Source organism: Calothrix sp. PCC 7507 (assembly GCF_000316575.1).
In the GTDB taxonomy this organism is placed as follows: domain Bacteria; phylum Cyanobacteriota; class Cyanobacteriia; order Cyanobacteriales; family Nostocaceae; genus Fortiea.
Genome location: NC_019682.1, coordinates 6,593,007 through 6,615,581 on the forward strand (window position 1 = coordinate 6,593,007; position 22,575 = coordinate 6,615,581).

General features: G+C 42.8%; 18 protein-coding genes and 1 pseudogene. 11 read left to right on the top strand and 8 right to left on the bottom strand.

Going from position 1 to position 22,575, the window contains the following annotated elements; translation table 11 throughout:
• Positions 1-209: 209 nt before the first annotated feature.
• Positions 210-1,274 carry a mannose-1-phosphate guanylyltransferase gene (locus CAL7507_RS28285; RefSeq protein WP_015131913.1) on the bottom strand — a complete coding sequence of 355 codons (1,065 nt, stop codon included), beginning with the start codon at positions 1,272-1,274 and terminating at the stop codon, positions 210-212.
• 115 nt (positions 1,275-1,389) lie between these two features.
• Here CAL7507_RS28285 and CAL7507_RS28290 point away from each other — a divergent pair, with 115 nt between their 5' ends.
• Entirely contained in the window at positions 1,390-2,907 is a 1,518-nt protein-coding gene (locus tag CAL7507_RS28290; protein WP_015131914.1) for an LCP family protein, read from the top strand.
• Positions 2,908-3,015: 108 nt separating this feature from the next.
• A complete protein-coding gene (locus tag CAL7507_RS28295) occupies positions 3,016-3,522 on the top strand; it encodes a pentapeptide repeat-containing protein (protein WP_015131915.1) in 507 nt (168 codons plus the stop codon).
• Here CAL7507_RS28295 and aroQ read toward each other — a convergent pair.
• Positions 3,482-4,201, bottom strand: a complete 720-nt coding sequence (gene aroQ, locus CAL7507_RS30295) for a gamma subclass chorismate mutase AroQ (RefSeq protein WP_160166372.1) — start codon at positions 4,199-4,201, stop codon at positions 3,482-3,484. The genes CAL7507_RS28295 and aroQ overlap by 41 nt on opposite strands.
• A 564-nt stretch (positions 4,202-4,765) precedes the next feature.
• Here aroQ and murJ point away from each other — a divergent pair.
• From murJ to CAL7507_RS32540, 4 genes are all read left to right on the top strand, one after another.
• On the top strand, positions 4,766-6,370 hold the full coding sequence (gene murJ, locus CAL7507_RS28305) for a murein biosynthesis integral membrane protein MurJ (protein WP_015131917.1): 1,605 nt from the start codon (positions 4,766-4,768) through the stop codon (positions 6,368-6,370).
• Positions 6,371-6,410: 40 nt separating this feature from the next.
• Positions 6,411-7,604 carry a DUF2252 domain-containing protein gene (locus tag CAL7507_RS28310; RefSeq protein WP_015131918.1) on the top strand — a complete coding sequence of 398 codons (1,194 nt, stop codon included), beginning with the start codon at positions 6,411-6,413 and terminating at the stop codon, positions 7,602-7,604.
• Positions 7,605-7,738: 134 nt separating this feature from the next.
• Positions 7,739-8,569: an SDR family oxidoreductase gene (locus CAL7507_RS28315; protein WP_015131919.1), complete on the top strand. Its 831-nt coding sequence runs from the start codon at positions 7,739-7,741 to the stop codon at positions 8,567-8,569.
• Between the two features lie 56 nt (positions 8,570-8,625).
• Positions 8,626-8,772 (top strand): hypothetical protein, encoded by a 147-nt coding sequence (locus CAL7507_RS32540; protein WP_015131920.1) that lies wholly within the window; start codon positions 8,626-8,628, stop codon positions 8,770-8,772.
• Between the two features lie 319 nt (positions 8,773-9,091).
• On the opposite strand, the gene CAL7507_RS28325 is transcribed toward CAL7507_RS32540, so the two are convergent.
• The 4 genes from CAL7507_RS28325 to CAL7507_RS28340 all read right to left on the bottom strand — a co-directional run bounded on the left by CAL7507_RS28325 (position 9,092) and on the right by CAL7507_RS28340 (position 16,016).
• Positions 9,092-10,210 carry a substrate-binding domain-containing protein gene (locus tag CAL7507_RS28325; protein ID WP_015131921.1) on the bottom strand — a complete coding sequence of 373 codons (1,119 nt, stop codon included), beginning with the start codon at positions 10,208-10,210 and terminating at the stop codon, positions 9,092-9,094.
• A 3-nt stretch (positions 10,211-10,213) separates the two neighbouring features.
• Positions 10,214-11,704 carry a cyclic nucleotide-binding domain-containing protein gene (locus CAL7507_RS28330; protein ID WP_015131922.1) on the bottom strand — a complete coding sequence of 497 codons (1,491 nt, stop codon included), beginning with the start codon at positions 11,702-11,704 and terminating at the stop codon, positions 10,214-10,216.
• Between the two features lie 191 nt (positions 11,705-11,895).
• Positions 11,896-14,496 carry an adenylate/guanylate cyclase domain-containing protein gene (locus CAL7507_RS28335; protein WP_015131923.1) on the bottom strand — a complete coding sequence of 867 codons (2,601 nt, stop codon included), beginning with the start codon at positions 14,494-14,496 and terminating at the stop codon, positions 11,896-11,898.
• Between the two features lie 497 nt (positions 14,497-14,993).
• Entirely contained in the window at positions 14,994-16,016 is a 1,023-nt protein-coding gene (locus tag CAL7507_RS28340) for a tetratricopeptide repeat protein (protein WP_015131924.1), read from the bottom strand.
• Positions 16,017-16,363: 347 nt separating this feature from the next.
• Here CAL7507_RS28340 and CAL7507_RS28345 point away from each other — a divergent pair.
• Positions 16,364-16,675, top strand: a pseudogene (locus tag CAL7507_RS28345) (Uma2 family endonuclease); the annotation flags it as partial.
• 57 nt (positions 16,676-16,732) lie between these two features.
• Complete coding sequence (locus CAL7507_RS28350) at positions 16,733-17,998, top strand: hypothetical protein (RefSeq protein WP_015131925.1); 1,266 nt, start codon at positions 16,733-16,735, stop codon at positions 17,996-17,998.
• A gap of 158 nt (positions 17,999-18,156) precedes the next feature.
• On the opposite strand, the gene CAL7507_RS28355 is transcribed toward CAL7507_RS28350, so the two are convergent.
• Positions 18,157-18,372 (bottom strand): hypothetical protein, encoded by a 216-nt coding sequence (locus CAL7507_RS28355; protein ID WP_015131926.1) that lies wholly within the window; start codon positions 18,370-18,372, stop codon positions 18,157-18,159.
• A gap of 954 nt (positions 18,373-19,326) precedes the next feature.
• Between CAL7507_RS28355 and CAL7507_RS28360 the strand changes: the two genes are divergently transcribed.
• Together CAL7507_RS28360 and devC are read left to right on the top strand one after the other, a co-directional pair.
• A complete protein-coding gene (locus CAL7507_RS28360; RefSeq protein WP_015131928.1) occupies positions 19,327-20,526 on the top strand; it encodes an ABC exporter membrane fusion protein in 1,200 nt (399 codons plus the stop codon).
• Positions 20,527-20,538: 12 nt separating this feature from the next.
• Positions 20,539-21,711 carry an ABC transporter permease DevC gene (devC, locus tag CAL7507_RS28365; protein WP_015131929.1) on the top strand — a complete coding sequence of 391 codons (1,173 nt, stop codon included), beginning with the start codon at positions 20,539-20,541 and terminating at the stop codon, positions 21,709-21,711.
• A 41-nt stretch (positions 21,712-21,752) separates the two neighbouring features.
• Here devC and CAL7507_RS32860 read toward each other — a convergent pair whose 3' ends face one another.
• Entirely contained in the window at positions 21,753-21,899 is a 147-nt protein-coding gene (locus CAL7507_RS32860; RefSeq protein WP_201447927.1) for a hypothetical protein, read from the bottom strand.
• On the opposite strand from CAL7507_RS32860, the gene CAL7507_RS28370 reads away from it, so the two are divergent.
• Positions 21,864-22,550 (top strand): DevA family ABC transporter ATP-binding protein, encoded by a 687-nt coding sequence (locus CAL7507_RS28370; RefSeq protein WP_015131930.1) that lies wholly within the window; start codon positions 21,864-21,866, stop codon positions 22,548-22,550. The two genes, CAL7507_RS32860 and CAL7507_RS28370, sit on opposite strands and share 36 nt — an antisense overlap.
• Positions 22,551-22,575: the final 25 nt, after the last annotated feature.

The window sequence follows — 22,575 nt, forward strand, 5'->3', positions numbered from 1 at the left end:
GGAATGGGGAATGGGGAATGGGGACTGGGGACTGGGGACTGGGGACTGGAGACTGGGGAATTGGTTATTATTTATCCGTCTCATCTCCCTGCTCCCATTCGGCTACGCTCACGGCAAGCCTGCCCCCTGCCCCCCTGCCTCTTCACTCTGCGACATTCAAGTTATAATGGGAGAATAGACTTTTCAGCCTCTGCCAAGGGTTTTAACTTTTACAGCAGGTCAGCAAATCGGGGATCACTCTTGAGGATATTAAGAATTTGCTTAATTTCCTGGGTACGGTCTTTTTTGACAACGAGAGTGACATTGCGATCGCGCACAATCACCACATCCTCTAAACCTATGGTAACAACTACATCCTCTGGATTAGAGGCATAAATGATCGCCCCCTGCGTATCCAGTCCCACATGGGTAGCGAGTTCCACATTGGGAGTCTCTGCAGTTTTCAGTAACCGCTCGATCGCATTCCAATCGCCTAAATCATCCCAACCGAATGACACTGGCAAGACATATGCTAAAGTTGTCTTTTCCATAAGTGCATAGTCTATACTCTTCTTAGGTAATTGAGGATATACATCCGGACCATATTGTGCTAGAGGTTCGATAATTTCTGGAGCATGGGTGTAAAGTTCCTTCAGAACCACCCCAGCCCGAAAAACGAACATGCCACTATTCCAGCTAAAACGCCCTGTGGATAAAAAAGCTTCTGCTGTTTCCCGGTTGGGCTTTTCAGTAAAGCGGTTGACGTGATAAGCTGGCAACTCATTAAAGCTACCAACTTTTTCACCTTGTTCGATATAGCCGTAACCAGTCGATGGAAAACTAGGTTTGATCCCCAAAGTGACAATCGCTTCTGTGCTTGCAGCCAGCTGGGTAGCAGCACTTAAAGTGTGTGCAAACACATTTTGGTCAGCTATCCAGTGGTCAGCGGGGAAAAAACCAATAATCGCGTCTTCGCCATAACGCTGTTTAATTTCCAAACTAGTCCAAGCAACGGCTGCGGCAGTGTCCCTTCCCTCTGACTCAATTAATAAATTTTGTAACGGCAGTTTAGGTAATTGTTGTCGTACTCCTTCAGCTATCTGATTAGAAGTGATGACAAATAAGGAATCCCAACCACCTGCTATTTCTAGCAATCGATCAGCAGTTGCTTGTAGTAGGCTCCTAGAGCTACCATCAAGACTTAAAAATTGCTTGGGGCGATCTAATCGACTCAAGGGCCAAAAACGCTCACCTTTACCACCAGCAAGAATTACGGGGAACAATGGACTAGTCATTTTGTCATACACACCTACGGCGGGACACTACAAGTTTACAGTGAGCTTTTCCAGTGGCAAGATTTGTAGCTTGCATTAACATACTTTTAGGGAGTGGTTGAGTGGGGAGATAATTGTGATTAAACAAGTTCAATGGTCGGAAAATCAAATAACGCCTCAGCAAATACCAGCTTTAGAATTAGATGAGGTCAGACCCCAGCAGTTACAGCAATTGCAACTGGTGGACAATCAAGCAACACTACAGCACGTACCAGCTTCAGACCTAGAGATTAGCCCAAAACAACCAGCAAATATCTCCCGTAGCGTTGCAGAATCTGTCAGCGAAATCCCTAACCAGCTTTATGACAGGCTGGGTTTGGCTATGCCTCGCTGGCTACTGTGGATTTTGACGGTGGTTTTGGGGATTATTTTATCTGGGCTACTAGCATCGACTCTGGCACTGTGGACTCCCCTATGGAGCAATCTGGATCAAACAGAAGAAGAATTAGGGGTAGCTGGTAAAGATCAGCAAAAAATGCCATTGCCAGGTGAGGTATGGGGAAAAATCTCCCAGTATCAGCTATCGAAACCGATGAATATCCTGATCATGGGGATTGAACCAGTTAACGGTACTGTTGATGGCTCACCAGACAGTTTTGCTGGTAAAAGTGATGCCATGTTCATGCTTAGACTCAACCCTGGCGACAAATCTATTAGGGCGCTTTCCATCCCTAAAGATACAATGATCGCTATCCCTGAAAAGGGCTTAACTAAAGTATCCGACGCTAATGCCCAAGGTGGGCCAGTCTTAGCAGCGCGGGTAGTCAGCCGGACTTTAAATAATGCACCTATTGACCGTTACATCCGTATTTCTACTAGTGGCTTACGGCAATTAGTAGATCAGTTGGGTGGAGTGGAGATATTTGTGCCAAAACCAATGGAATATAAAGATTCCTCTGGTCAGATGTCAAGTTTAGTTAGTGGTTGGCAAACCCTCAACGGCGAACAAGCAGAAATGTTTGTGCGGTTCCGGGAACCAGGGCTAGGTGATTTACAAAGAGTGCAGCGTCAGCAAGCTCTGATGAAAGCATTGGTGGCACGTCTGAATAGTCCCACCGTTTTACCCAGGTTGCCGCAATTAACCCGCATTATGCGTAGGTACTTTGATACCAACCTGAAAATAGAGGAAATGATGGCATTGGTGAATTTTTCCCTCAACGTCGAGCGGGATAATTTCCAAATGACCGTATTACCTGGTGGGTTCAGCCGTTTTAGCCAAGACCCCAATAGTTATTGGCTGAATATGACGGGACAGCAGAGCCTATTGAATGATTATGTTGGGGTGAATGTACCGGGTCTCAAGCCAGATGCGCGGGCAGTTCCTAACCTCAAAATTGCTATTCAAAATGCTTCCAATCAACCTCAACTAACTGAAAAAGTTATCAAATATCTCAAACAAAAAGGCTTCAAAAATGTTTATCCAGTGCCAGATTGGCCCGATACTCAACGCCAAACCCAGATTATTGTCCAAAAAGGCAATAGGAATGTAGGTGTTGATTTGCAGACAGTCGTAGGCTTGGGTCAAGTTGAAGTGTCGGGTGCTGGTGATTTGGAATCTGACCTCACAATCCGGATTGGTAAAGATTGGAAATAGTTGACGGTGAGCGTAGTCGAACCGTCAAGGGTCAAGGGTCAAGAGTCAAGAGTGAAAATTAATTACACTGGACTTTTGACTTTGGACTATTGACTCCAGGAAGAAGTTATGAAGAAGATTTTGCTCAGATTGTGTAGTTTGATTGTGATTTTGATTTTGGCTGGTTTGTGGATAATCATCAATCCTAGACCAGCCTTTGCGCTGACAAATGTGATCAACTATAACAATATCAATTTAGAGAATCGTGACTTTGCTCATGAGGATTTAACTGGTGCAACTTTTGTGGCGGCGGAGATGCGGGGGGCGAATTTTCAAGGAGCAAATTTAACCAACGCCGTTCTCACGAAGGGGGTTTTGTTAAAAGCAGATTTGTCAGATGCAAACCTCACGGGTGCTTTAGTGGATCGGGTAACTTTGGATGGTGCGAACTTAAAAAATGCCATTTTCACAGAAGCAACTTTGACCCGTAGCCGCTTTTATGATGCAGAAATTACTGGCGCTGATTTTACGGATGCATTGATTGACCGTTATCAAGTGTCCTTAATGTGCGATCGCGCTGCAGGGATAAATCCAGTTACGGGTGTTTCCACGCGAGATAGTTTGGGGTGTCCCTAGGCTGATCTAGTCGGAAAACTACCTTGCAGTCAGCACCTTGAAATTTTAGTAGGGGTGCGATCGCTAGACTCTGGACTTTTTGATCAATACCCTCACCTTTAATTATCACTTGAGAGCGTGATTGAATTATTTCTCGGATTTGCGGACAACCCAGAACCGGAGTCAGATCTGCTAAAGCCGAGAAGAATTCTATATTTAACTTGTCCAAAGATGGACGCAATATCTGGTTTAAATCTGGCACGTTGGGAAAAGATTTAATGTCTTGCTTTTGCCAATTTTGAAAATCAGCTTTCTGGATTAGCTTCCCGGCTTCTATTTGTGCTTGAAAAAATGCTGCAACTGTAGTAGGTTCTAGGCTGTAGGTTTTTGCTTGTTGCCGAACCTTTGATAGCAATTCCTGTTCTCGCTTGGGATCTTCAATCGGTCGTTTCTGATTCCATTTCCAGCGTGCCACGTCGTGGGCAATTAGCGATCGCTGTTGGATTAATTTTAGCAGCCTATCTACACGTAGCTGTTGATCTGCTATGGTTATGGCTTGCGGATTTGCTATTTGTAACCTAGAGTTCTGTGAAGCGGAGTATTTTAACTTAGCAGCAACTAGCGCGCTAGTGAAAAAAAGTCCCAAAAAAACTACTATTACCAAAAACAGTGGATGGTTTCTGAAAAAATTTAAGTTCATGTCAAAAATTTTATACTCTCTGCTACCTAGCAGAATTCCCACTAATTTGATGGGAATACAGTATTTTAAATATGAGACAAAATATCTCATAGATACTGACAAAAAGCAAGCCTACTAGGCTACCAATTAAATTTTACGGAATCAAGAAGTTAGGAGGACTAGAGTCCTGACTACAAATAATAGGCTTAATATGAATTTCTATAGGACTAGTAGTCTGTCAGGGTTGAAATGAGGGACTGTAGTGTGAGCGTCTCGCTCACGCGGGCTTTTCGGCCCGCACTACCAAAAACCCCTCAAAACAAAATTGACAAACCACTAGTATTTGATTTTTGAAATATACGTAGGGTGTGTTAGCGTTCCCGTAGGGTAGCGTAACGCACCGTCCTAAGACTTTGGTGCGTTACAGACTCCGTCCTGACGCACCCTACAAATACGGAGATTTTTTCAGAAATCAAATATGATTCCTATAGTTTTTGAAGTTATCAAAATTTGCCTGACAGACTGTAAAATTTCAGGTTAAATGTTTTCAAATATGCGCTCTGCAAGAGTTGTCGGGTATTATTCGTGACACAACAAGACCAAAAACCTTCTCCTTCTTTCGCTGGTATTGCTGGCATTGTTGCCGCAGCCACATTAATTAGTAAAGTCGTTGGCTTGGTACGACAGTTAGCGATCGCTGCAGCTTTTGGTGTGGGTTCAGCTGCTACAGCTTATAGTTACGCCTATGTTATTCCTGGTTTTCTATTAATATTACTCGGTGGTGTAAATGGGCCATTACATAGTGCAGTCGTCAGCGTTTTAGCCAAACGCAAGCGAGAAGAAGCCGCTCCCCTAGTGGAAACAGTGACAACACTAGTGGGTGGAGTGCTGTTATTGGTATCCGTGGCTCAGATTTTCTTGGCAGATGAGTTGGTGGATTTAGTCGGTTATGGCTTGGATGGGAAAACCAGAGCGATCGCCATCCAACAAATCCAAATTATGGCCCCAATGGCTTTATTTTCTGGCTTAATTGGCATTGGCTTCGGCACTCTCAATGCTGCCAATCAATATTGGTTGCTCTCCATCAGCCCTCTATTATCCAGTATTACGGTAATTGTTGGCATTGGTGTCATGGCTTTGCAACTAGGCAAGGACATTATCAAGCCGGAATATGCTTTTATGGGTGGCATGGTGTTAGCCTGGGGAACCTTAGCAGGGGCAATTCTTCAGTGGTTAGTGCAGCTAGTTGTGCAGTGGCGATTAGGACTAGGGACATTACGCCTACGGTTTGATTTTAAATCTCCCAGCGTCCAAGAAGTAATTAAAATCATGACTCCGGCGACCATTTCCTCCGGAATGATGCCAATTAACTTTGCCACCGTCCTTTACTTCGCGAGTCCCATCCCTGGTGCTGCGGCTGGCTTTAACTACGCCAATTTGCTAGTGCAAACTCCCTTGGGGATTATTTCTAACATCATTTTGCTGCCCTTATTACCAATATTTGCTAAACTTGCCGAGCCAGAAAAGTGGCCTGATCTCAAATTACGCATTCGCCAAGGACTGCTGTTGAGTGCTGTCACCATGCTACCTTTAGGAGCGCTGATGGTGGCTCTATCTCAACCGATTGTTCAGGTAGTGTATGAGCGTGGTGCTTTCAAGCAAGACGCTACAGAGTTGGTGTCATCCCTACTAATTTTTTACGGTATCGGGATGTTTGTCTATTTGGGACGTGATGTCTTAGTGCGGGTATTTTATGCCTTGGGTGATGGGCAAACACCTTTCCGCATTAGTACTTTTAACATTTTCCTCAATGCTTTACTCGATTGGGTTTTAGTCAAACCTTTTGGTGCGCCTGGTTTGGTGTTAGCAACAGTAGGTGTTAATTGCAGCTCTATGTTGATGCTGTTATGGTTACTCGATCGCAAACTCAATGGCTTACCTTGGCGGGAGTGGAGTTTACCAATTATCGCTTTAACTGCTGGTAGCGTGGTGGCTGGGGTGGCTAGCTATGGAACATTGGTTGGTTGTCAGCAGATATTAGGTAAAGAAGGTTTATTGATTTTGCTGCTGCAGTTATCTATTTCTAGCTTAGTGGGGATTGGTGTATTTGGGGTTTTAGCTGCGTGGATGAGAATACCAGAGGTGAATAGTTTTTTTGCGCGGATGCGTCAGCGTTTTTTAAAGAGGTGATATATTGCTGAATAAAAATAACGCCAGATACCGATAAATCATGACAAAGACAATTATTGACAGAATTGACCAATTTAACAAAGGACGTAACCCAAAATTACTTAAACTTAAATACAAGTTAATGCGTTCCGATATATTTAGCTTTTATCGCGGAACGTGTCATCTGTTTTATGAAGATTTCCCTCAAGATTCACCACTGAATTTAGCACCGTCAGTCTGGATTTGCGGCGACTTACACTTAGAAAACTTTGGCAGTTATAAGGGGGATAATCGATTAGTCTACTTTGATATTAATGATTTTGATGAGGCTTGTCTCGCTCCTTGTACATGGGATGTAGTCCGATTCATCACTAGTATATTCGTGGGACATCATGCATTAGGTGTTAATGAATCAGAAGCACCACATTTAAGCAATTATTTTCTGGATGCTTACACTAATACCTTAGCTAAAGGACAGGCTAGAAGTGTGGAGCAGGAAACATCGAGAGGCTTAGTTAAAGATTTATTAGAAAGTCTCAAGAATAGAGGACGCTCAGAATTTTTAGATAAAAAAACAAAAGAAAATAAAGGCAACCGTCATTTAGTTATTGATAATAAACATATTGCTGAAATAACAGCAGCACAACAGCAAAGAGTTAGAGAATTAATCGCCAATTGGCAACCATCTACAAAATATAGTGCAGATTTTTTGGAAGTTTTAGATGTGCAACAGCGAATAGCTGGTACAGGAAGCTTAGGGTTAGAAAGTTATATAATTTTAGTCAAAGGTAAAGGTTCTCCCAACGGCAATTATCTATTAGATTTAAAGCAAGCACAAACAAGCTCATTACAACCCTATTTAACAGTAACTCAGCCGGAATGGGAAACCCCTGCGGCAAGGGTAGCCGCGATCCAGCAACGAGTACAGGCTACTCCACCTGCGCTGTTGGGGGTGATAGTTGATGATAGTAAATCTTATGTTTTGAAGGAATTGCAGCCAGCACAAGATAAAGTTAGTTTACAGGCGTGGTCTGGAAAGTTAGGACGCTTAGAGAAGTTGGTGCAGACAATGGGTGAGATTACAGCCTGGGATCAATTACGCAGTGGTGGTAGACAAGGTTCTGCGATCGCAGATGATTTAATTAAGTTTGCTCACTCATCTGATTGGCGTAATCAAATTTTGGACTATGCACGCAGCTATTTAGGTCAAGTAAAACAGGATTATCAAGAATTCTGTGAAAAAGCCCCGAAATAGCAACATCTGAAAAAAGCGATCGCTTAGGTATCCATAGCAGGGAATATTCTTGGTTGACTGTTGACTGTTGACCCTTAAACCAAATATATGTGTGCTAGTTGCATAAGTCCTAAATCATATTCATTTTGTCAGCAATGCCTAAAACAGTCCTCATTACCGGAACATCAAGCGGTATTGGTAAACTAACTGCAATCTATTTTGCTCAACAAGGTTGGAATGTGGCTGCAACCATGCGAAACCCTGGTAATAGTCAGGATTTGAGCAGCTTCTCTAACCTCAAATTGTATTCTTTAGACGTTACAGATAATAACAGTATTCAGAAGGCGATCGCCTCGGCTATCCAAGACTTCGGTCAAATTGATGTGTTGGTGAATAATGCAGGTTTTGGTGTGGATGGCGTGTTTGAGGCGATGACGGATGAAATTATTGAGCAGCAATTTAATACTAATGTGTTTGGGTTGATGCGAGTTACACGCGCCATCATTCCCCATCTGCGAGCAAAAGGCGGCGGGACAATTATTCAAATCGCCAGTATGGGAGGTCGAATTACTTTCCCGCTATATAGTATCTACCACAGTTCTAAGTGGGCGGTAGAAGGATTTAGCGAAGCCTTGCACTATGAATTAGAACCATTCAACATCAAGATTAAAATCATCGAACCGGGAGCGATTAAAACCGAGTTTTATGGCAGCAGTCGCCAGTTTATCACAGGCGATAATCTGCGTATGTATCAATCGTTGGTGGATACTGTGGAGAAAGTTTCACAGCAAGCTGGTAAAAATGGTGAGCCGCCAGAATTGGTTGCTCAAGTGATTTTTCAAGCGGCGTGCGATCGCACTCGCAAGATGCGCTATGCTGTCGGAAAACCTGCGCCACTATTGCTGAGGTTGCGGAAATTGCTGCCCGATAGTTGGTATTTTTCGCTCATCAAACGTAGCTATAAAATCTATAGGATTACTATTTGATTTTTGAACAAAACTAGGAGAGAATACGGCTGGTAAAACAGGTGTAAGAGAAGACAATGATAAGTCAGCGTCTGCAAACTATCACACTCCCAGACGTAGTATCACGGCAAGAGATGTCAGAGAAAGATGTTCAAAGAGCGATCGCCGAACTGCAAGATTTTATAGCTCTGCGTCTAGATGCGCGTGAAGTCAGGTTCAACTAACTAATTCTTCTTATACCGTTTCTTTGTGAAGCTGCATATAATTCACCCCCCGGCTATCGCCGTCCCCCCTTGGTAAGCAGGGCTGATTCATTCGCTCGTGTTGGGGATTTGTCAAGAGGATAATCTCACGCAAAGGCGCAAATACGCAAAGAAAAATTAGGTATTTCGGACTGAAGACGCCAAAATTTTTTGTCTTAATTGTGGACTTGCCCTCAATTTTCATCCCTTTGACCCTGGCAATTTTAACCCTTTTAGGGAACGAAACAGCCCTGGGACTACAGGGGGGTATTATTATGTGCATCTTCATACAAAATAGGTATTACTTACTTGCTGATTTCAACAACTCTTGATTACCTTTCACTTGCAAAAACTTAGTTTTTGACTCATCCAATACGGTTGGTTTAACTGGAAGGTAGCCCAGATGAGAAATTTCTTCGCTCACATAGGTCAAGTAATAGTTAATAAACCCTTCTAATTCCGGTCGCTTCCGAATCGCTTTGGCATCTGCATAAATGTACAAAGGGCGAGTTAAAGGATATCCTGGTAAGAAAGGGTCTACTTTATCAATAGCGATCGCCTTTAACTTTTCGCGGTTTTCTTGATAGGAGCCATACTCTAAAAAGCCAACCATGTAGGGATTAATTAAAGCCTCTGAGTGTAACTGCTCTACAAAGTCATAAGATATTGTATTGGGAGCATTAGTAAGTTGGCTGACGTTCCTCCCCTTGAGAATAGCTTGAGCAAACAAGTCAACTGCTCCCCCAGTACCAGCCCCCGCTGGAATAATGCGTTTAATCAGCTCTTTTGGCCATTTGGGATTGACATCTGACCATTTTTGCACAGTGAATACCCTTGCCAGTTCGTCGCGTGTCAGAGTGTTGGGGACGAAATTATTTTGAGAACTAACGACAATAGTCACTGCATCGGTAGCAATTTGAAAGCCGATAGGCTGAACACCTGACTTAGCACAGGCGGCTAACTCCTGACTGGTAATCGGGCGAACTGCATTGACAATATCTATTGTTTTATCCTGGCAAAATAGTTTGAAGCCAACAACCGTATCAATACCAGCGAGATTAATCTTGCTAGGATACCCGTCTTGGATAAAGCGTTGAGCAATCGCCTCACTAATTGGCAAAACCACCTGAGTTCCCGATATTGCTATTGTTCCCTCTAGTTCTAGGGGGTTAACCTCTGGAAGCACAATGCCCTGTTTAGCGGAGTCTTGGGTTGAGAGTGGTTTAACTAATTTCCTCTCGACTTTCTGAATACCTAAGTTTTCTTTTGCAGATTTGTCCGCACTAGCTTGATTATCAATATTTGCTTTTGAGGTTTTTGATGGACCAGTGCAAGCTATTAATAGTAAAACTGTACTGAGCAAAAATAAGTAATTTCGGAAATTTTTAGCTCTAGTTATCCTGATCCTAATTAATGACATATACTATCTTCTCACTTGCACTCGGCGACCATTTTTATTATTCAGCGGATGAACATCCTCCTTAATTCCTTTAGCAAGTCGAACCATCTTTTTCCGTTCTTCGATATACTGAAGAATCTCTGAAGCAAATTTGTTGTTAGACTCTATCGCTTCGGTAATCTCTTTGGCTGGAATCACTACAACCTCGACATCTTCATTAGCGATCGCTGTAACTGGGCTGACCTCTCCTGGGAAGATAGCCATTTCACCAAATACTTCGTTAAGTTCCAAATCATCTACTATCTTGCGGTTCCCTTGCTCATCTTTTAGATAAGCCTGTCCCGTGCCCTTAAAGATAATATAAATTCCCTCGTCTTCTTTACCTTCCTGAATAATTAACTCACCCTGACCGTAGGCTTTAAATCTAGCCCGGTGGGCCAGTTTTTCAATTTGATTATCATTGAGCGTTAAGAAATATGGGAGTGATCGCAAATAAGTTACCAATTCCTGTTGGCGGTTCTCGACTACTTGGGGAATCCGGCTTGGTATTCCTTTTTGGGTATCGATATCGTACTGCACTTGAATCGGATAAGGCATAGTAAAGCCATAACGTTTGGTTATATAGTAAAGTCGAAATTTGAGTTCCGCAGAAACTATCCAATCTTTTTCCGGCACTACTTTATAGGAAAGCTTGTAAGTGATACTGAAGTCTTCATAGGAACTAACTAGAGCAGGATCTTTGGCTTCGATCAGATCTATACCCTCCGTCAAGGTATTTAGGGCTGAAATCACTTCACTAGGAGAATCGTCATAAGAAAATGAGGCGTAAATACTTTTCCAGATTCCTTTCTGACCGTAATTGATAATGCTTGCCTTCGACAACACCCCATTGGGAACGTTGAATGTCATCGCCGGATTTTTCATAGTGACTGACCACCAGTTTTGTTCAATTACCCGTCCCTGCTTTCCATCTAACTCAATCCAATCACCTGTTTTGAAAGGTTTGGCAGCTAGCAGCAGTAATCCTGACACCAGGTTACTGAGGGTATCTTGCAACGCGAGGGCAATTACCGCTGAAGCTACCCCTACACTGGAACCCAACCCAGTAAAATTTATACTCCAAACTCCATTGAGAATGTGATAGCCAATGGCAAAGATAACCACACCCCTAGCTACCTGAAAAAACAGGTTAGGTACATGAATTTGCCATTTGATCGGTTGTTTTTTTGTGGTCAACAGAGCATTGATTAAAGAAATTCCCGCCACAATCACGGCAACCCAAGTTAACGTTTCCACAAAACGTGCCCAGGAATCTTTGCCAGCAACGCTTAAAAGCTGTCGCATGACCAAAATTACGGCTAAGGGAGGTAACACATACTCCCGTACCTGATGCAGAGCAACTGCTAAGGGGTGCTGCTGACGTTCCAATCTTGAGGCCGCTTCACCAAGCAATATACCGAACAATGGAAATCCCAGCCCCAAAAGTAATATCCATCCCAGAAATGATTTATCCATAACTGTTTTTTAACGAACAATGAACGGTGAGTAGTAAGTATTTTTCAGCCAATTCAGTTAGTTAGAATCTTGCTTTATTCAGAAGAACACATCTGAATTCTGCCCCCTTGTACTGAGCGCAGTCGAAGTAAGTCGTACCCCTACAGGGAAGCAAGCTACATGGAGCGTCTCGCAGAGAAGGGCTGCCTTCTTCAAACACCTATGTTTGACAACTCAAGTTCTGCTGCTGCTTCTTTCATAATTTCGCTCAGGAATGTGTAAGCTTCTTCCCATGCTTTTCGCACTGGCGTAGTAAACTCTTCACCCAGTCCTTGAGCTAACGTCCACAGCAACGCTTCGCCGACAATATCGTAGTATTCGGCCTTGACACCATAACCCGCATGGTCGCGACCCAACTTTTGGACGGCGGGGATAATCTGATCTGGCTGACGCAAACCTTCCACAGCGAGAGCAAGCGTAGTCATTAGCTTACGCTCCTGTTCTTTCATATTCCCCTTAAATAGAGAACGAAAAGAAGGTTCTAATTCAAACAGTCGGTTGTAGAATAGTTCAGCAGCTTGACCAGCGATGGGTTTAACTTTAGCAAAGGATGACTGAACCAACTCCACTTGACTTAGAACTAACTTCCTGGTGGTTACTAGCGTCCAGGTTTCTACTTCACCCAGTCCTGGAATTTTCACGACCGGGTTTTGGATGAATGTGTAGCTATCGGCTATGCGATCGTACACACTCCCAGTCAGTAAAATATAGTTCAAATCAGCTTTATTCTGGAGACTGCTTGTTATATATGCTGTTTCTCCCCAAATACTGTACCCAAGTCGCTGTGTTCCTACTACCCCTGCTGTCACAGAACCAGCATGAATGCTGATGCGTAAAGCCAAGGCAGAATTGTAATTAATATTCAGACGCTGGATAATCTCTAACATGGCTAGGGCAAAATCAACAGTTCGCTTGCTGTGGTCAAATCTGGCTTCGCTAAGTCCACACACTGCCACATAGCTTGTACTCAGGGAGTTCTGTCTTTCCAACCCGTAGCGTTCTACCGAGTTATCGAATTCATCAAATAGCTCGGTGAGCAATTTTGTGATTTCTGGCGGTGACAGGCGTTTGTTCAACTCAGCAATCCCAGCCAGATGAGCATTGAGAATGGTTACTTGCTTGAAATTTTCTGCAATGGATAGCTCTCCTTGTTTCCTGCGTTCGGCGATCGCCCTGGGTAGTATATTCTGCAAGAGAATATCGTTCTCCTGCTTCTTGGTTTCCAGCTCTTCCTCAGTTTGGTGTAATTTGTTCGCCACCTTTTTGAACTCTTTTGCCAATTCCCCAAACTCGTCAAGGGATTTCACCTCAACGTCTACATCCATTTCCCCCGCACTCAGTTTCCGGGCGCTATCAGTCAAAAGACGCAGGGGAGAAGTAAAAATCCTTGCCGCAATTGCCCCTAAAAAAGCTGTTCCTAGAAGGAAAATCACCGCCGCAATCAACAAAATTACCTGTAACGTGTAAAGCGGACGATAAGCTTCCCCTACCTCCATCTCTGCTATAATCCCCCAATTTAACCCGTTCAACTTCAAAGGAGTGTAGGAACTCAATACTTCTGCCCCTCGATAGTTGCGGTCTACCATCATCCCTTGTTGCCCTTCTAAGGCGGCTTTGGCGGCTGAACTATTGATTTTCTGTAAGCTAATGGTAGTGTTAAAGTTCTCCATCAGTTGGAGAGTTCTCTTGTCAGTCCCCGTGTAACGAACAACGGTTTCATATTTTTTGGGGTCTTCAACCCAAAAACGGGATGTCGAACGCATTAGGAAATCGGTTCCGACTAAATAAGCTTCCCCCGTTTTCTGCAAACCACTGCCTTCCCAATTATTTTTCCGGCTAATAGCTTGGTCGATCTTTTCAATAGGAATTTGCACTGCCAAGATGCCAATCATGTTAGAACCGCTATAAATGGGCGTTCCCAGGAAAGCAGCCGGAGCATTATAAGAAGCACGGTAAGGTTTGAAATCAACAACCTGAATGCTACCTTGAGTCGGATTTGTCTGGACTGCCTGCACCAAATCCTTTAGTGCATTCTGGGAGTCAAAACTCTGTAGTGGATTCGTGGCAAAATCTGATTCTTTAAAATAGGAATAGACGATATCTCCTGTTTTATGATTAATCAAAAATAAATCGTAATAACCGAATTGTTTGATAATTCCTGCAAAGAATTTTTGATATTTGGTATGAGCTTTGGTGTAAGCGCTGCCATCACCAGCATCAAGGAGATGGTCTTTTTTGCCGACTGGATTGGGATTAGAAGCAATGTAGTGATACTGAAGATAGCGAGCCGCTTGTCCGAGGGGCTGATAGACACTGGGAATCACTGCTTCAGGAGATAGATTCTTTTGCAAGCGAGGAAAAAATTGTTCGGTGTAGTAAGCATCCAATGCTGTATCCCATTCGGGGGGAATAAAGTTGCGATCCAGGTTGCGGAAACCCCCATTCAATTCCACCATCGCTTTCACGATGTTGCCATCTGCCGCCAGCATCCCCACTTGGTTATTCAAATTTTCAAAGTACGACTCAAACTGTTCGGCTTTGGTTGTACGTATACCGGAAAGTTGCTCGGCGATTTTGCTTCTGAGGGTAGCTTGTGTTTGATACCAACCAATCCCACTCACTACTACTACAGAACCAAGGCTAACTCCTAGGAGCAAGGCTTGTAGCTTCGATTTAATTGTCCAGTCACCCAGTTTTAGACGAATTAGGGAGCCATCACGCAACTTCCGCAAACCTTTTTGGGGATTTAACATCTTTTTTATTAATTTTGATGGTGAATACTTAACCTGTTGCTTATGTGTGAAGAAGGCAGGAGGAAAGAAACAACTATTTTTTCAGATATCAAACCGATATAGCAATCCGATTTCATTTCTGAATCACTCGTAGAGGTAAGGGACTCTTTACTGGGGACTAGGAAGAAGGAATAAAGGTGTACTGAGTTTTGTTCAAAAATCAAATATGAGTCCTATAAATGTCCTAATTTATATGATCTTTGCTATATCTCCAACAGCACCAAAGAGCGATCGCCGGCACAAAATCCCTGAATATTCCAAAGCATACTCAGGGAGAGATTTTGAGTTTAACTCGATATTAGCGATCACTTAGGCATTCATAGCAATTCTTAGTCGAGAGCTAGAATATTTCACCCTGAGCGCAGCGTCTCCGATAGGAGAAGGGTTGAATCCTCCTGAATTCTGAATTCTGATTACCCCATCAAGGGCATATTCCACTCTACCAAGAACCGCTACAACTATAAAGCATCAATAAACATCTGGACTTTTTCCAAAAGTGGCTGATATTCGATTTGCTCGGCTAAATCTTGGGCTTGTTCATAGCATGATCGCGCCAATTTTTTGCGTTTTGTTGTCGCGTAGACACTACCCATATTCAACAAAGTTGAAACTTCTTCCACACAATCACCTAGTTCTTGATAAACTACAACTGCTTGTTTATAGAACTTGAGCGCCTGTCGGTAATTGGCGAGGATGCTGTAAGTGAAACCAATGTTGTTGAGGGTTGTTGCTTCGCCGGAGCGATCGCTAATTGCGCGACGCGTCAAAAGAACTTGAGAGTAGAGTAATAGCGCTTCTTTCGGTTTGTTTAAATCACTATAGACAGAAGCAATGTTATTCAAGGTGGTTGCTTCACCAACTAAATTTTGAAAAGCGCGTTGAATTGGTAGTGCTGCTTGCAAAAATTCTAGAGCTTGTTCAAAGTTACCTAAAGTAATATGGGCGAACCCAATGCCATTTAGCGTTATCGCCTCACCAGAAAAGTCCCCAATTAATCGACGCATCGCCAAAATCTGGTGTTGTAGTAGCAATGCTCGTTTTGGTTCTCCCAACCGAGTATAAATCAGTGCCACATCATTAAGAGTGGAAACTTCACCTTGAGTATCTTGCAATTTTCTGAAAATTTGCAGCGCTTGCTCAAAATAGTCCAACGCTTGCGAAAACTGTCCCAGACGGTTGTAGGTAGAACCCAAGTTACTGAGTGCAGTCGCCTCTGCTTGAGCTTTACCCAGTTCTTGAGCAACCACAAGCGCTTGCTGAAAGGACTCTAATGCTAGTTGAGGTTGTGAGCAGCCAAGGTAAGCTAAACCAATATCGTTTAATGTATGACCAACTCTTGCTCGATCTGGAATTGCTCTGGCTAACTCTAAATTTTCGCTAACAAAATTCAGATATTCTTGGAACTTACCCTGCTTGTAGTAGCGGTTGGCTTCATGACGACGTTCTTCCCACTCTTTGACTTGATTGCAAAGTTGCGACATCTGACCTCGGTTGCACTGAAAATTAATAGGCAAATTATTTGTATCCGTCTCCCTCTTGAGGAATAACTCCTCTGAGGTTTCTTAAATTTGAGTTAACCATTATTCTCTACCTTTAGGCATAAGACGTAAATAGGTGCATCGTGGTATGTTTATACACCCATAAAGTGATTGCTACAAATTCTCTATGTAAAAACCCAAGTGCTGTAATATATAGCACTGGTGGAAATTGAGGTAGATTGAGCCAGTGCTGTATCCCATATAATCAATAAGAAAGGCGATCGCACTGTGAAACCAGACAGAGACTTATCTTCAGCGAGAGAGCGATAGAACTAGCCGCCAAATCGGCAGTCGGAACTTCTATCAAGCTTGTCGTAGAAGTCGTTAGCACCAACTGGCAAAATGATTATGCTCGAAAGGTAGAAGACTACAGTGCAATGGGAATTCCAGAATACTGGATTGTGGATTATTTGGGCTTAGGTGGACGGGATTATATCGGCAATCCCCAACAGCCAACCATTTCAATTTACTCCTTAGCAGCGAGTGGCGATCGCTACCAACCACCGACACAATTCCGTGACAGCACTCGTCTTGTTTCCAGCATCTTTCCCGATTTAATGCTAACGGCTGCACAAGTGTTTGCATCCATAGATCGGAACTAATCATCCCTAATAGAGTCAGATTTATTACAAAAATTTCTGGATAAATTCAGTTAATATATGAAATTTAAGTCTATTAACGCTGCAATAGCCTTAGCGGTACTCAGTATAGGCGTTTCACAAACTGCATATACTCAAACTCCCCCCGCAAAAAACACACAACTGACACAACAAGTTACATTACTCCGCTCTCAGGGGCCACAGGGGTTAGAAAAATTTCTCAATACTCACGCACAGGAACTGAAGAACCCTTCACCGCAGATGCGCGAAGCGTTAGATAAGCTGTGTCAGCAACGGGACTGCTACGCCTCCAAGCTTTACTGGTATACAGACTTGGAACAAGCCAAAGCCGCCGCCAGAGCCAGTAATAAACCCATCCTCTCACTCCGCTTGTTAGGAAACCTTGACCAAGATTTAAGTTGTGCTAACAGTCGCTTTTTTCGTGTAGCGCTATATCCCAACGGAGAAATTTCGCAATATCTGCGCGATCGCTATATTCTACACTGGCAATCTGTGCGACCAGTCCCCAAAGTGACCGTAGATTTTGGCGACGGACGTAAGCTAGAACGCACCATCACAGGTAACAGCATTCACTACATCCTAGACAGTAGTGGTGTTCCCATCGATGCAATCCCTGGTTTATATGGGCCGCAAGCATTTCTGCGTCAGCTAGTCGCAAGTGAAAAAGCAGTCAAAGAATATACTAAATCTCAAGGTGTCGCACGTGTGAGTTTTTTGCGTGACTACCACCGCCAAAGTTTAGTAGCCAGCCAACGTCAATGGGGTGCAGATTTAGCAAAACTAGGGATCAAAAATCTGCCACGCCTTGTGGAAATGCCTAGCGGTAGCAATGAAGCACCCAACGCCACCACCGCAGGTACAATCGCTGTAGCTAAAATGGCAGTCGAATCTCCCATGCTACGAAACATCACTTCTGCTAACAGAAATCAAGCATCATTACAAGAAATTACTGACTCTGCAACCTGGCAGCGAATAGCCAAACTCTACACAGCAGATGCCAAGCTAGATAGTCAAAGTGTGGCATTAATCCGCACCAAACGTTTTGCAGCAGACAAATCTGATAATTTACAGCGCGTTATTAACAATTTTGAAACAGCAATGGTATTAGATACCGTGAGAAATGAATATACATTGCATAACCAAATTCATCAGTGGTTCATGCAGGGGAATGTCACCAATGATGTCAATGCGTTGAATGAAAAAGTCTACGCCGAATTGTTTTTAACTCCCAATTCAGATCCCTGGTTAGGACTGATGAATAGTGAAAATTATAGCGCCATTGATAATGATGGAATTCGCAAGTAATGCAGATAGAGTAACTACTTGATTTACAGAGACTAAGAATAATTATTCTTAGTCTCTTTTGCCATTTAAGCAAGATGTAGATACTACCTAATCTTCCAAAGAATTACTTGCTATTTAGTTGCACAGTATGTAGCTAAATAGCAAATATTGGGGCTATATTAAACTCTCTCATAATGACCAGGAACCCAGTGCCGACCACGTCGTGTGTTTTCCCAATGTGCAGGAATCCACTTTTGGTGGACAACTCGACGGGCAACAACATTAGGTCTATGACCGCCAGGTCTAACGATAATCTCTGCTGCTGAAGCCTGTGTTGAAAAAGCAGAAAATACTAGCGGTAAAGCAATGAGAGTACCAACAATAATACGTTTCATGAGCAAATCTCCTGTTAGTTAAGATTGGTTTAGTTGTTTACATTACTCTGATAAATAATTTGTGGATAGCTTTACCCAGATAGAATATATCGGGTGGTATTGCTAATTTCTACATATTAGTCAGAGTGCTGTAACATGCCCAGTATAAAAAACTAAATAAAAATAAACTTGTACAAAAAGTCACTATTCTGGGATGACTTGAGTGATAAATAAAATCTTGACTAAAGTTATAGTTTTAGCATGACTTTAGACATATATAGCAGTCCGCTTTGATTTTTGAACGTATTTGCGTAGTCAGGCAATAGGCAATAGGCAATAGGGACGAAGGGAGTCAGAGGTGTACTGAGCTTTTTCACAAATCAAATATGATTCCTATATATTAACTATTTATTAAATATTTAAAGAATGAGGAAAAATAGCTGTATTTTTCAAAAGTCAGCAAACATAGTTATTCATCTACGATTGTTGGCAGTGTTACAACCTACTAATTTAAAAGAGTTTAATATATTTAAATCCTTTAAGAAAATAAAAGTCATTGGTATGAAATGTAAGTCTTTCAAGCTTAAGAGAGGCTTGTTTTTAGCATGTCCAGATAACTGACTGTTTGTCATCGAATCCCCAAAAAATTCTAATTTATTAATTGAATCTGAAGCTATAGGACTAGTATTTGATTTTTGGAATATACGTAGGGTGTGTTAGCGTTCGCTTTTAGCGTTCCCGTAGGGTAGCGTAACGCACCAAAGTCTTATGACGGAGCCGTTACGGACTCCGTCCTAACGGACCCTACAAATACGGAGATTTTTTCAGAAATCAAATATGATTCCTATATAAATCAACATTAACTAACTGAGGGAGATAGCTCGATTTTTGCTCATTGTTCAGAGTCGATAAAAATTAGTTACTTTCAAAATTCAACATTTCTATTTTTATGCGCCACTAGTAATGAGGTAATCTATGGTGCAAAACTCAAAGCTAGGGTACAGATTGTCCCCTAAGTCTATTCTGCGTCCATCCATTGCTATAGGGATAATTACATCTTTATTGGTTAGTGGAATCAGCTTTTATACAATAAAACGCTTGCAAAATGCCGGACTTTCAGAAACACAAACGCCAGCCAAAAAATTACTAGAAATCACGACAGTGACAGCTTTAGGCAGACTAGAGCCAAAAGGACAGGTAATTAAACTTTCTGCCACTATGTCTGCACAAAGTAGTCGCGTAGAACAGTTGTTAGTCAAGGAGGGCGATCGCGTCCAAAAAGGGCAGATAATTGCCATTTTAGATGGACGCGATCGCCTACAAGCAGCATTCCAAGAAGCCCAAGAACAGGTAAAAGTAGCACAAGCAAATCTCGCCAAAACCCAAGCTGGCGCTAAACCTGGTCAAATCACAGCCCAAAAAGCGGTGATCGATCGCCTAAAAGCAGAACGCCAAGGTGATATCGCCACCCAATTAGCCACAATTGAGCGATTACAAGCTCAAGTGCAGAACGCCGCCACAGAAAACAACCGCTATCAGCAGCTATATCAACAAGGTGCAATTTCCGCTTCTCAACAAGACAACAAGCGGTTAACCCTAGAAAGTGCCCGTAAAAGTCTGCAAGAAGCACAAGCACAGTTACACCGTACCCAATCAACAAGTCAACAACAACTCAAAGAAGCCACAGCCAACCTCGATCAAATAGCCGAAGTCCGGGGCGTGGATGTCGCTGCAGCCCAAGCGGAAATCAATCGCGCCCTAGCAGCGATGAATTTGGCCAAAGCAAATTTAAAACAAGCTTACGTGCGATCGCCCCAAAACGGCCAAGTATTTGAAATCCACACCCACCCTGGAGAATTAGTTTCAGATGATGGTATTGCCAATATTGGTCAAACCAATCAAATGTACGTCGTTGCTGAGGTTTACGAAAGTGACATCATCAAAGTACATCCAGGACAACAGGTGCGTGTCGTCAATGATTTCTTACCCAGTGAATTGCAGGGAACAGTTGAGCGAGTCGGCTTACAAGTGCGTCGCCAAAATGTGATTAACACCGACCCTTCTACCAATATTGACGGGAGAATCATTGAAGTTCATGTGCGACTAGATGATACTGCAAGTCAGAAAGCCGCAAGATTAACCAATATGCAAGTCAAAGTGGTGATTAAAGTTTAACAAGCAACTGTGATGAGATTCATTGAAAAACTGCGACGACGAACACCTCTAGGATGGCTGCAACTCAGTCATGAAAAAAGTCGGCTGCTAGTAGCATTATCAGGTATTGCCTTTGCTGATGTGCTGATGTTCATGCAATTTGGCTTTCAGAGTGCCCTATATGACAGCAACACTAGACTACATCGCCGCTTACTCTCAGACATCGTTTTAATCGGTTCTCAAACCCGTAATCTGCAAAGAATATCTACATTTTCACGGCGGCGACTTTATCAAGCAATGGATGTTCCAGGCGTGAAGTCAGCAGATGCAATGTATGTCAGCAACATGCTCTGGAAAAATCCGCAAACACATCGGGAAACAGAGATTTTAGTTATTGGTGTGAATGCAGACAAGCCAACGGTTGACTTACCAGAAGTCAATCAACAATTGCAGGCAATTAAGTTACCTTATAATGTCCTCTTCGACCGTGGTTCGAGAGGAGAATACAAAGAAACGATCGCTCAAATTGAACAGGGCAAAACCGTAACAACCGAATTAGAAAAGCGCACAATTACTATTAGAGGTTTATTCAAAGTTGGAGCGTCTTTTGGGGCTGATGGTACTTTGATCACCAGTGACGAAAACTTTTTGCGCCTATTTACTCGGCAACAAGCCTCTAGTGTCAGCGTAGGGTTGATTCAATTACAACCAGGTGCAGATTTACAGCAAGTAGTAGCGGTGTTGAAATCCCATTTAAAAGATGATGTCAAAGTACTTACCCACAAAGAATTTATTGAATTTGAGAATGACTTTTGGCGCAGAAACTCCCCTATCGGGTTTATTTTCAACCTAGGTGTATCAATGGGGTTTTCAGTGGGAGTAATTCTTGTTTATCAAGTCCTCTCCACAGATGTGAATACCCACGTTAAAGAATATGCCACCTTCAAAGCAATGGGATATCCCAATTTATACCTGTTAGGTGTGGTATTTGAAGAAGCAGTAATTTTGGCTATGCTAGGCTTCATACCTGGTACAGCAGTATCTTTGGGACTTTATTATCTCACGCGAAATGCCACAAACTTACCAATGTATATGACCGTAATTCGAGGATTGCAAGTGCTAATTTTAACTATGATTATGTGTGCAATTTCTGGAGCGATCGCCACTCGCAAATTACAGTCTGCTGACCCCGCTGATATGTTTTAAGATTGGTCATTTGTCATTTGTCATTTGTCATTTGTCATTGGTCATTTGTCATTAATTATTCCTTCCTCATCTCCCTCATCTCCCTCATCTCCCTCATCTTCCCAATCCCCAGTCCCCAATCCCCAGTCCCCAGTCCCCAGTCCCCAGTCCCCATGTCCCCAGTTATTAGTATCCAAAACCTTGATCATTACTTTGGACAGGGTTCACTTCGTAAACAAGTTTTATCTAACATCAACCTAGAAATTAACACTGGTGAAATTATTATCATGACTGGACCATCTGGTTCTGGTAAGACGACATTGCTGACATTAATCGGTGGATTGCGTTCTGCCCAGTTTGGCAGTTTACAAGTGCTAGGACAAGAACTTTGCGGTGCTAGTACACAACAACTAATACAAGCACGAAAAAATAACGGCTATATTTTCCAAGCACACAATCTACATGGTAGTTTGACAGCAATCCAGAACGTCAAAATGGGTTTAGAACTGCACGATCGCATTGGATGCACAGAGATGCAAACCAGGTCAACCCAGATGCTAGAGCAAGTAGGATTGGGAAATCGCCTCAATTACTATCCCGATCAGTTGTCAGGGGGACAAAAACAACGAGTAGCGATCGCCCGCGCTTTAGTCAGTCATCCGCAAATTGTCCTTGCAGATGAACCCACCGCCGCCCTTGATAGTCAATCGGGTCGAGATGTAGTCAACCTCATGCAAAAACTTGCCAGAGAACAAGGCTGTACCATTCTCATAGTGACTCATGACAACCGCATTTTGGATATAGGCGATCGCCTCATCCACATGGAAGATGGTAAGTTAAAGTCAAAAGTAAAAATTTAAACAGAATAAGGAATAGGAGAATAGC

Coding starts and splice junctions, on each gene's coding strand:
- CAL7507_RS32540 (WP_015131920.1), top strand. CDS start 8,626: ATGATAAGTCAGCGTCTGCAAACTATCACACTCCCAGACGTAGTATCA.
- CAL7507_RS28295 (WP_015131915.1), top strand. CDS start 3,016: ATGAAGAAGATTTTGCTCAGATTGTGTAGTTTGATTGTGATTTTGATT.
- CAL7507_RS28360 (WP_015131928.1), top strand. CDS start 19,327: ATGGTGCAAAACTCAAAGCTAGGGTACAGATTGTCCCCTAAGTCTATT.
- CAL7507_RS28350 (WP_015131925.1), top strand. CDS start 16,733: ATGAAATTTAAGTCTATTAACGCTGCAATAGCCTTAGCGGTACTCAGT.
- devC (WP_015131929.1), top strand. CDS start 20,539: ATGAGATTCATTGAAAAACTGCGACGACGAACACCTCTAGGATGGCTG.
- CAL7507_RS28340 (WP_015131924.1), bottom strand. CDS start 16,016: ATGTCGCAACTTTGCAATCAAGTCAAAGAGTGGGAAGAACGTCGTCAT.
- aroQ (WP_160166372.1), bottom strand. CDS start 4,201: ATGAACTTAAATTTTTTCAGAAACCATCCACTGTTTTTGGTAATAGTA.
- CAL7507_RS28355 (WP_015131926.1), bottom strand. CDS start 18,372: ATGAAACGTATTATTGTTGGTACTCTCATTGCTTTACCGCTAGTATTT.
- CAL7507_RS28325 (WP_015131921.1), bottom strand. CDS start 10,210: ATGTCATTAATTAGGATCAGGATAACTAGAGCTAAAAATTTCCGAAAT.
- CAL7507_RS28285 (WP_015131913.1), bottom strand. CDS start 1,274: ATGACTAGTCCATTGTTCCCCGTAATTCTTGCTGGTGGTAAAGGTGAG.
- CAL7507_RS32860 (WP_201447927.1), bottom strand. CDS start 21,899: ATGATCAAGGTTTTGGATACTAATAACTGGGGACATGGGGACTGGGGA.
- CAL7507_RS28370 (WP_015131930.1), top strand. CDS start 21,864: ATGTCCCCAGTTATTAGTATCCAAAACCTTGATCATTACTTTGGACAG.
- CAL7507_RS28310 (WP_015131918.1), top strand. CDS start 6,411: ATGACAAAGACAATTATTGACAGAATTGACCAATTTAACAAAGGACGT.
- CAL7507_RS28330 (WP_015131922.1), bottom strand. CDS start 11,704: ATGGATAAATCATTTCTGGGATGGATATTACTTTTGGGGCTGGGATTT.
- CAL7507_RS28315 (WP_015131919.1), top strand. CDS start 7,739: ATGCCTAAAACAGTCCTCATTACCGGAACATCAAGCGGTATTGGTAAA.
- CAL7507_RS28335 (WP_015131923.1), bottom strand. CDS start 14,496: ATGTTAAATCCCCAAAAAGGTTTGCGGAAGTTGCGTGATGGCTCCCTA.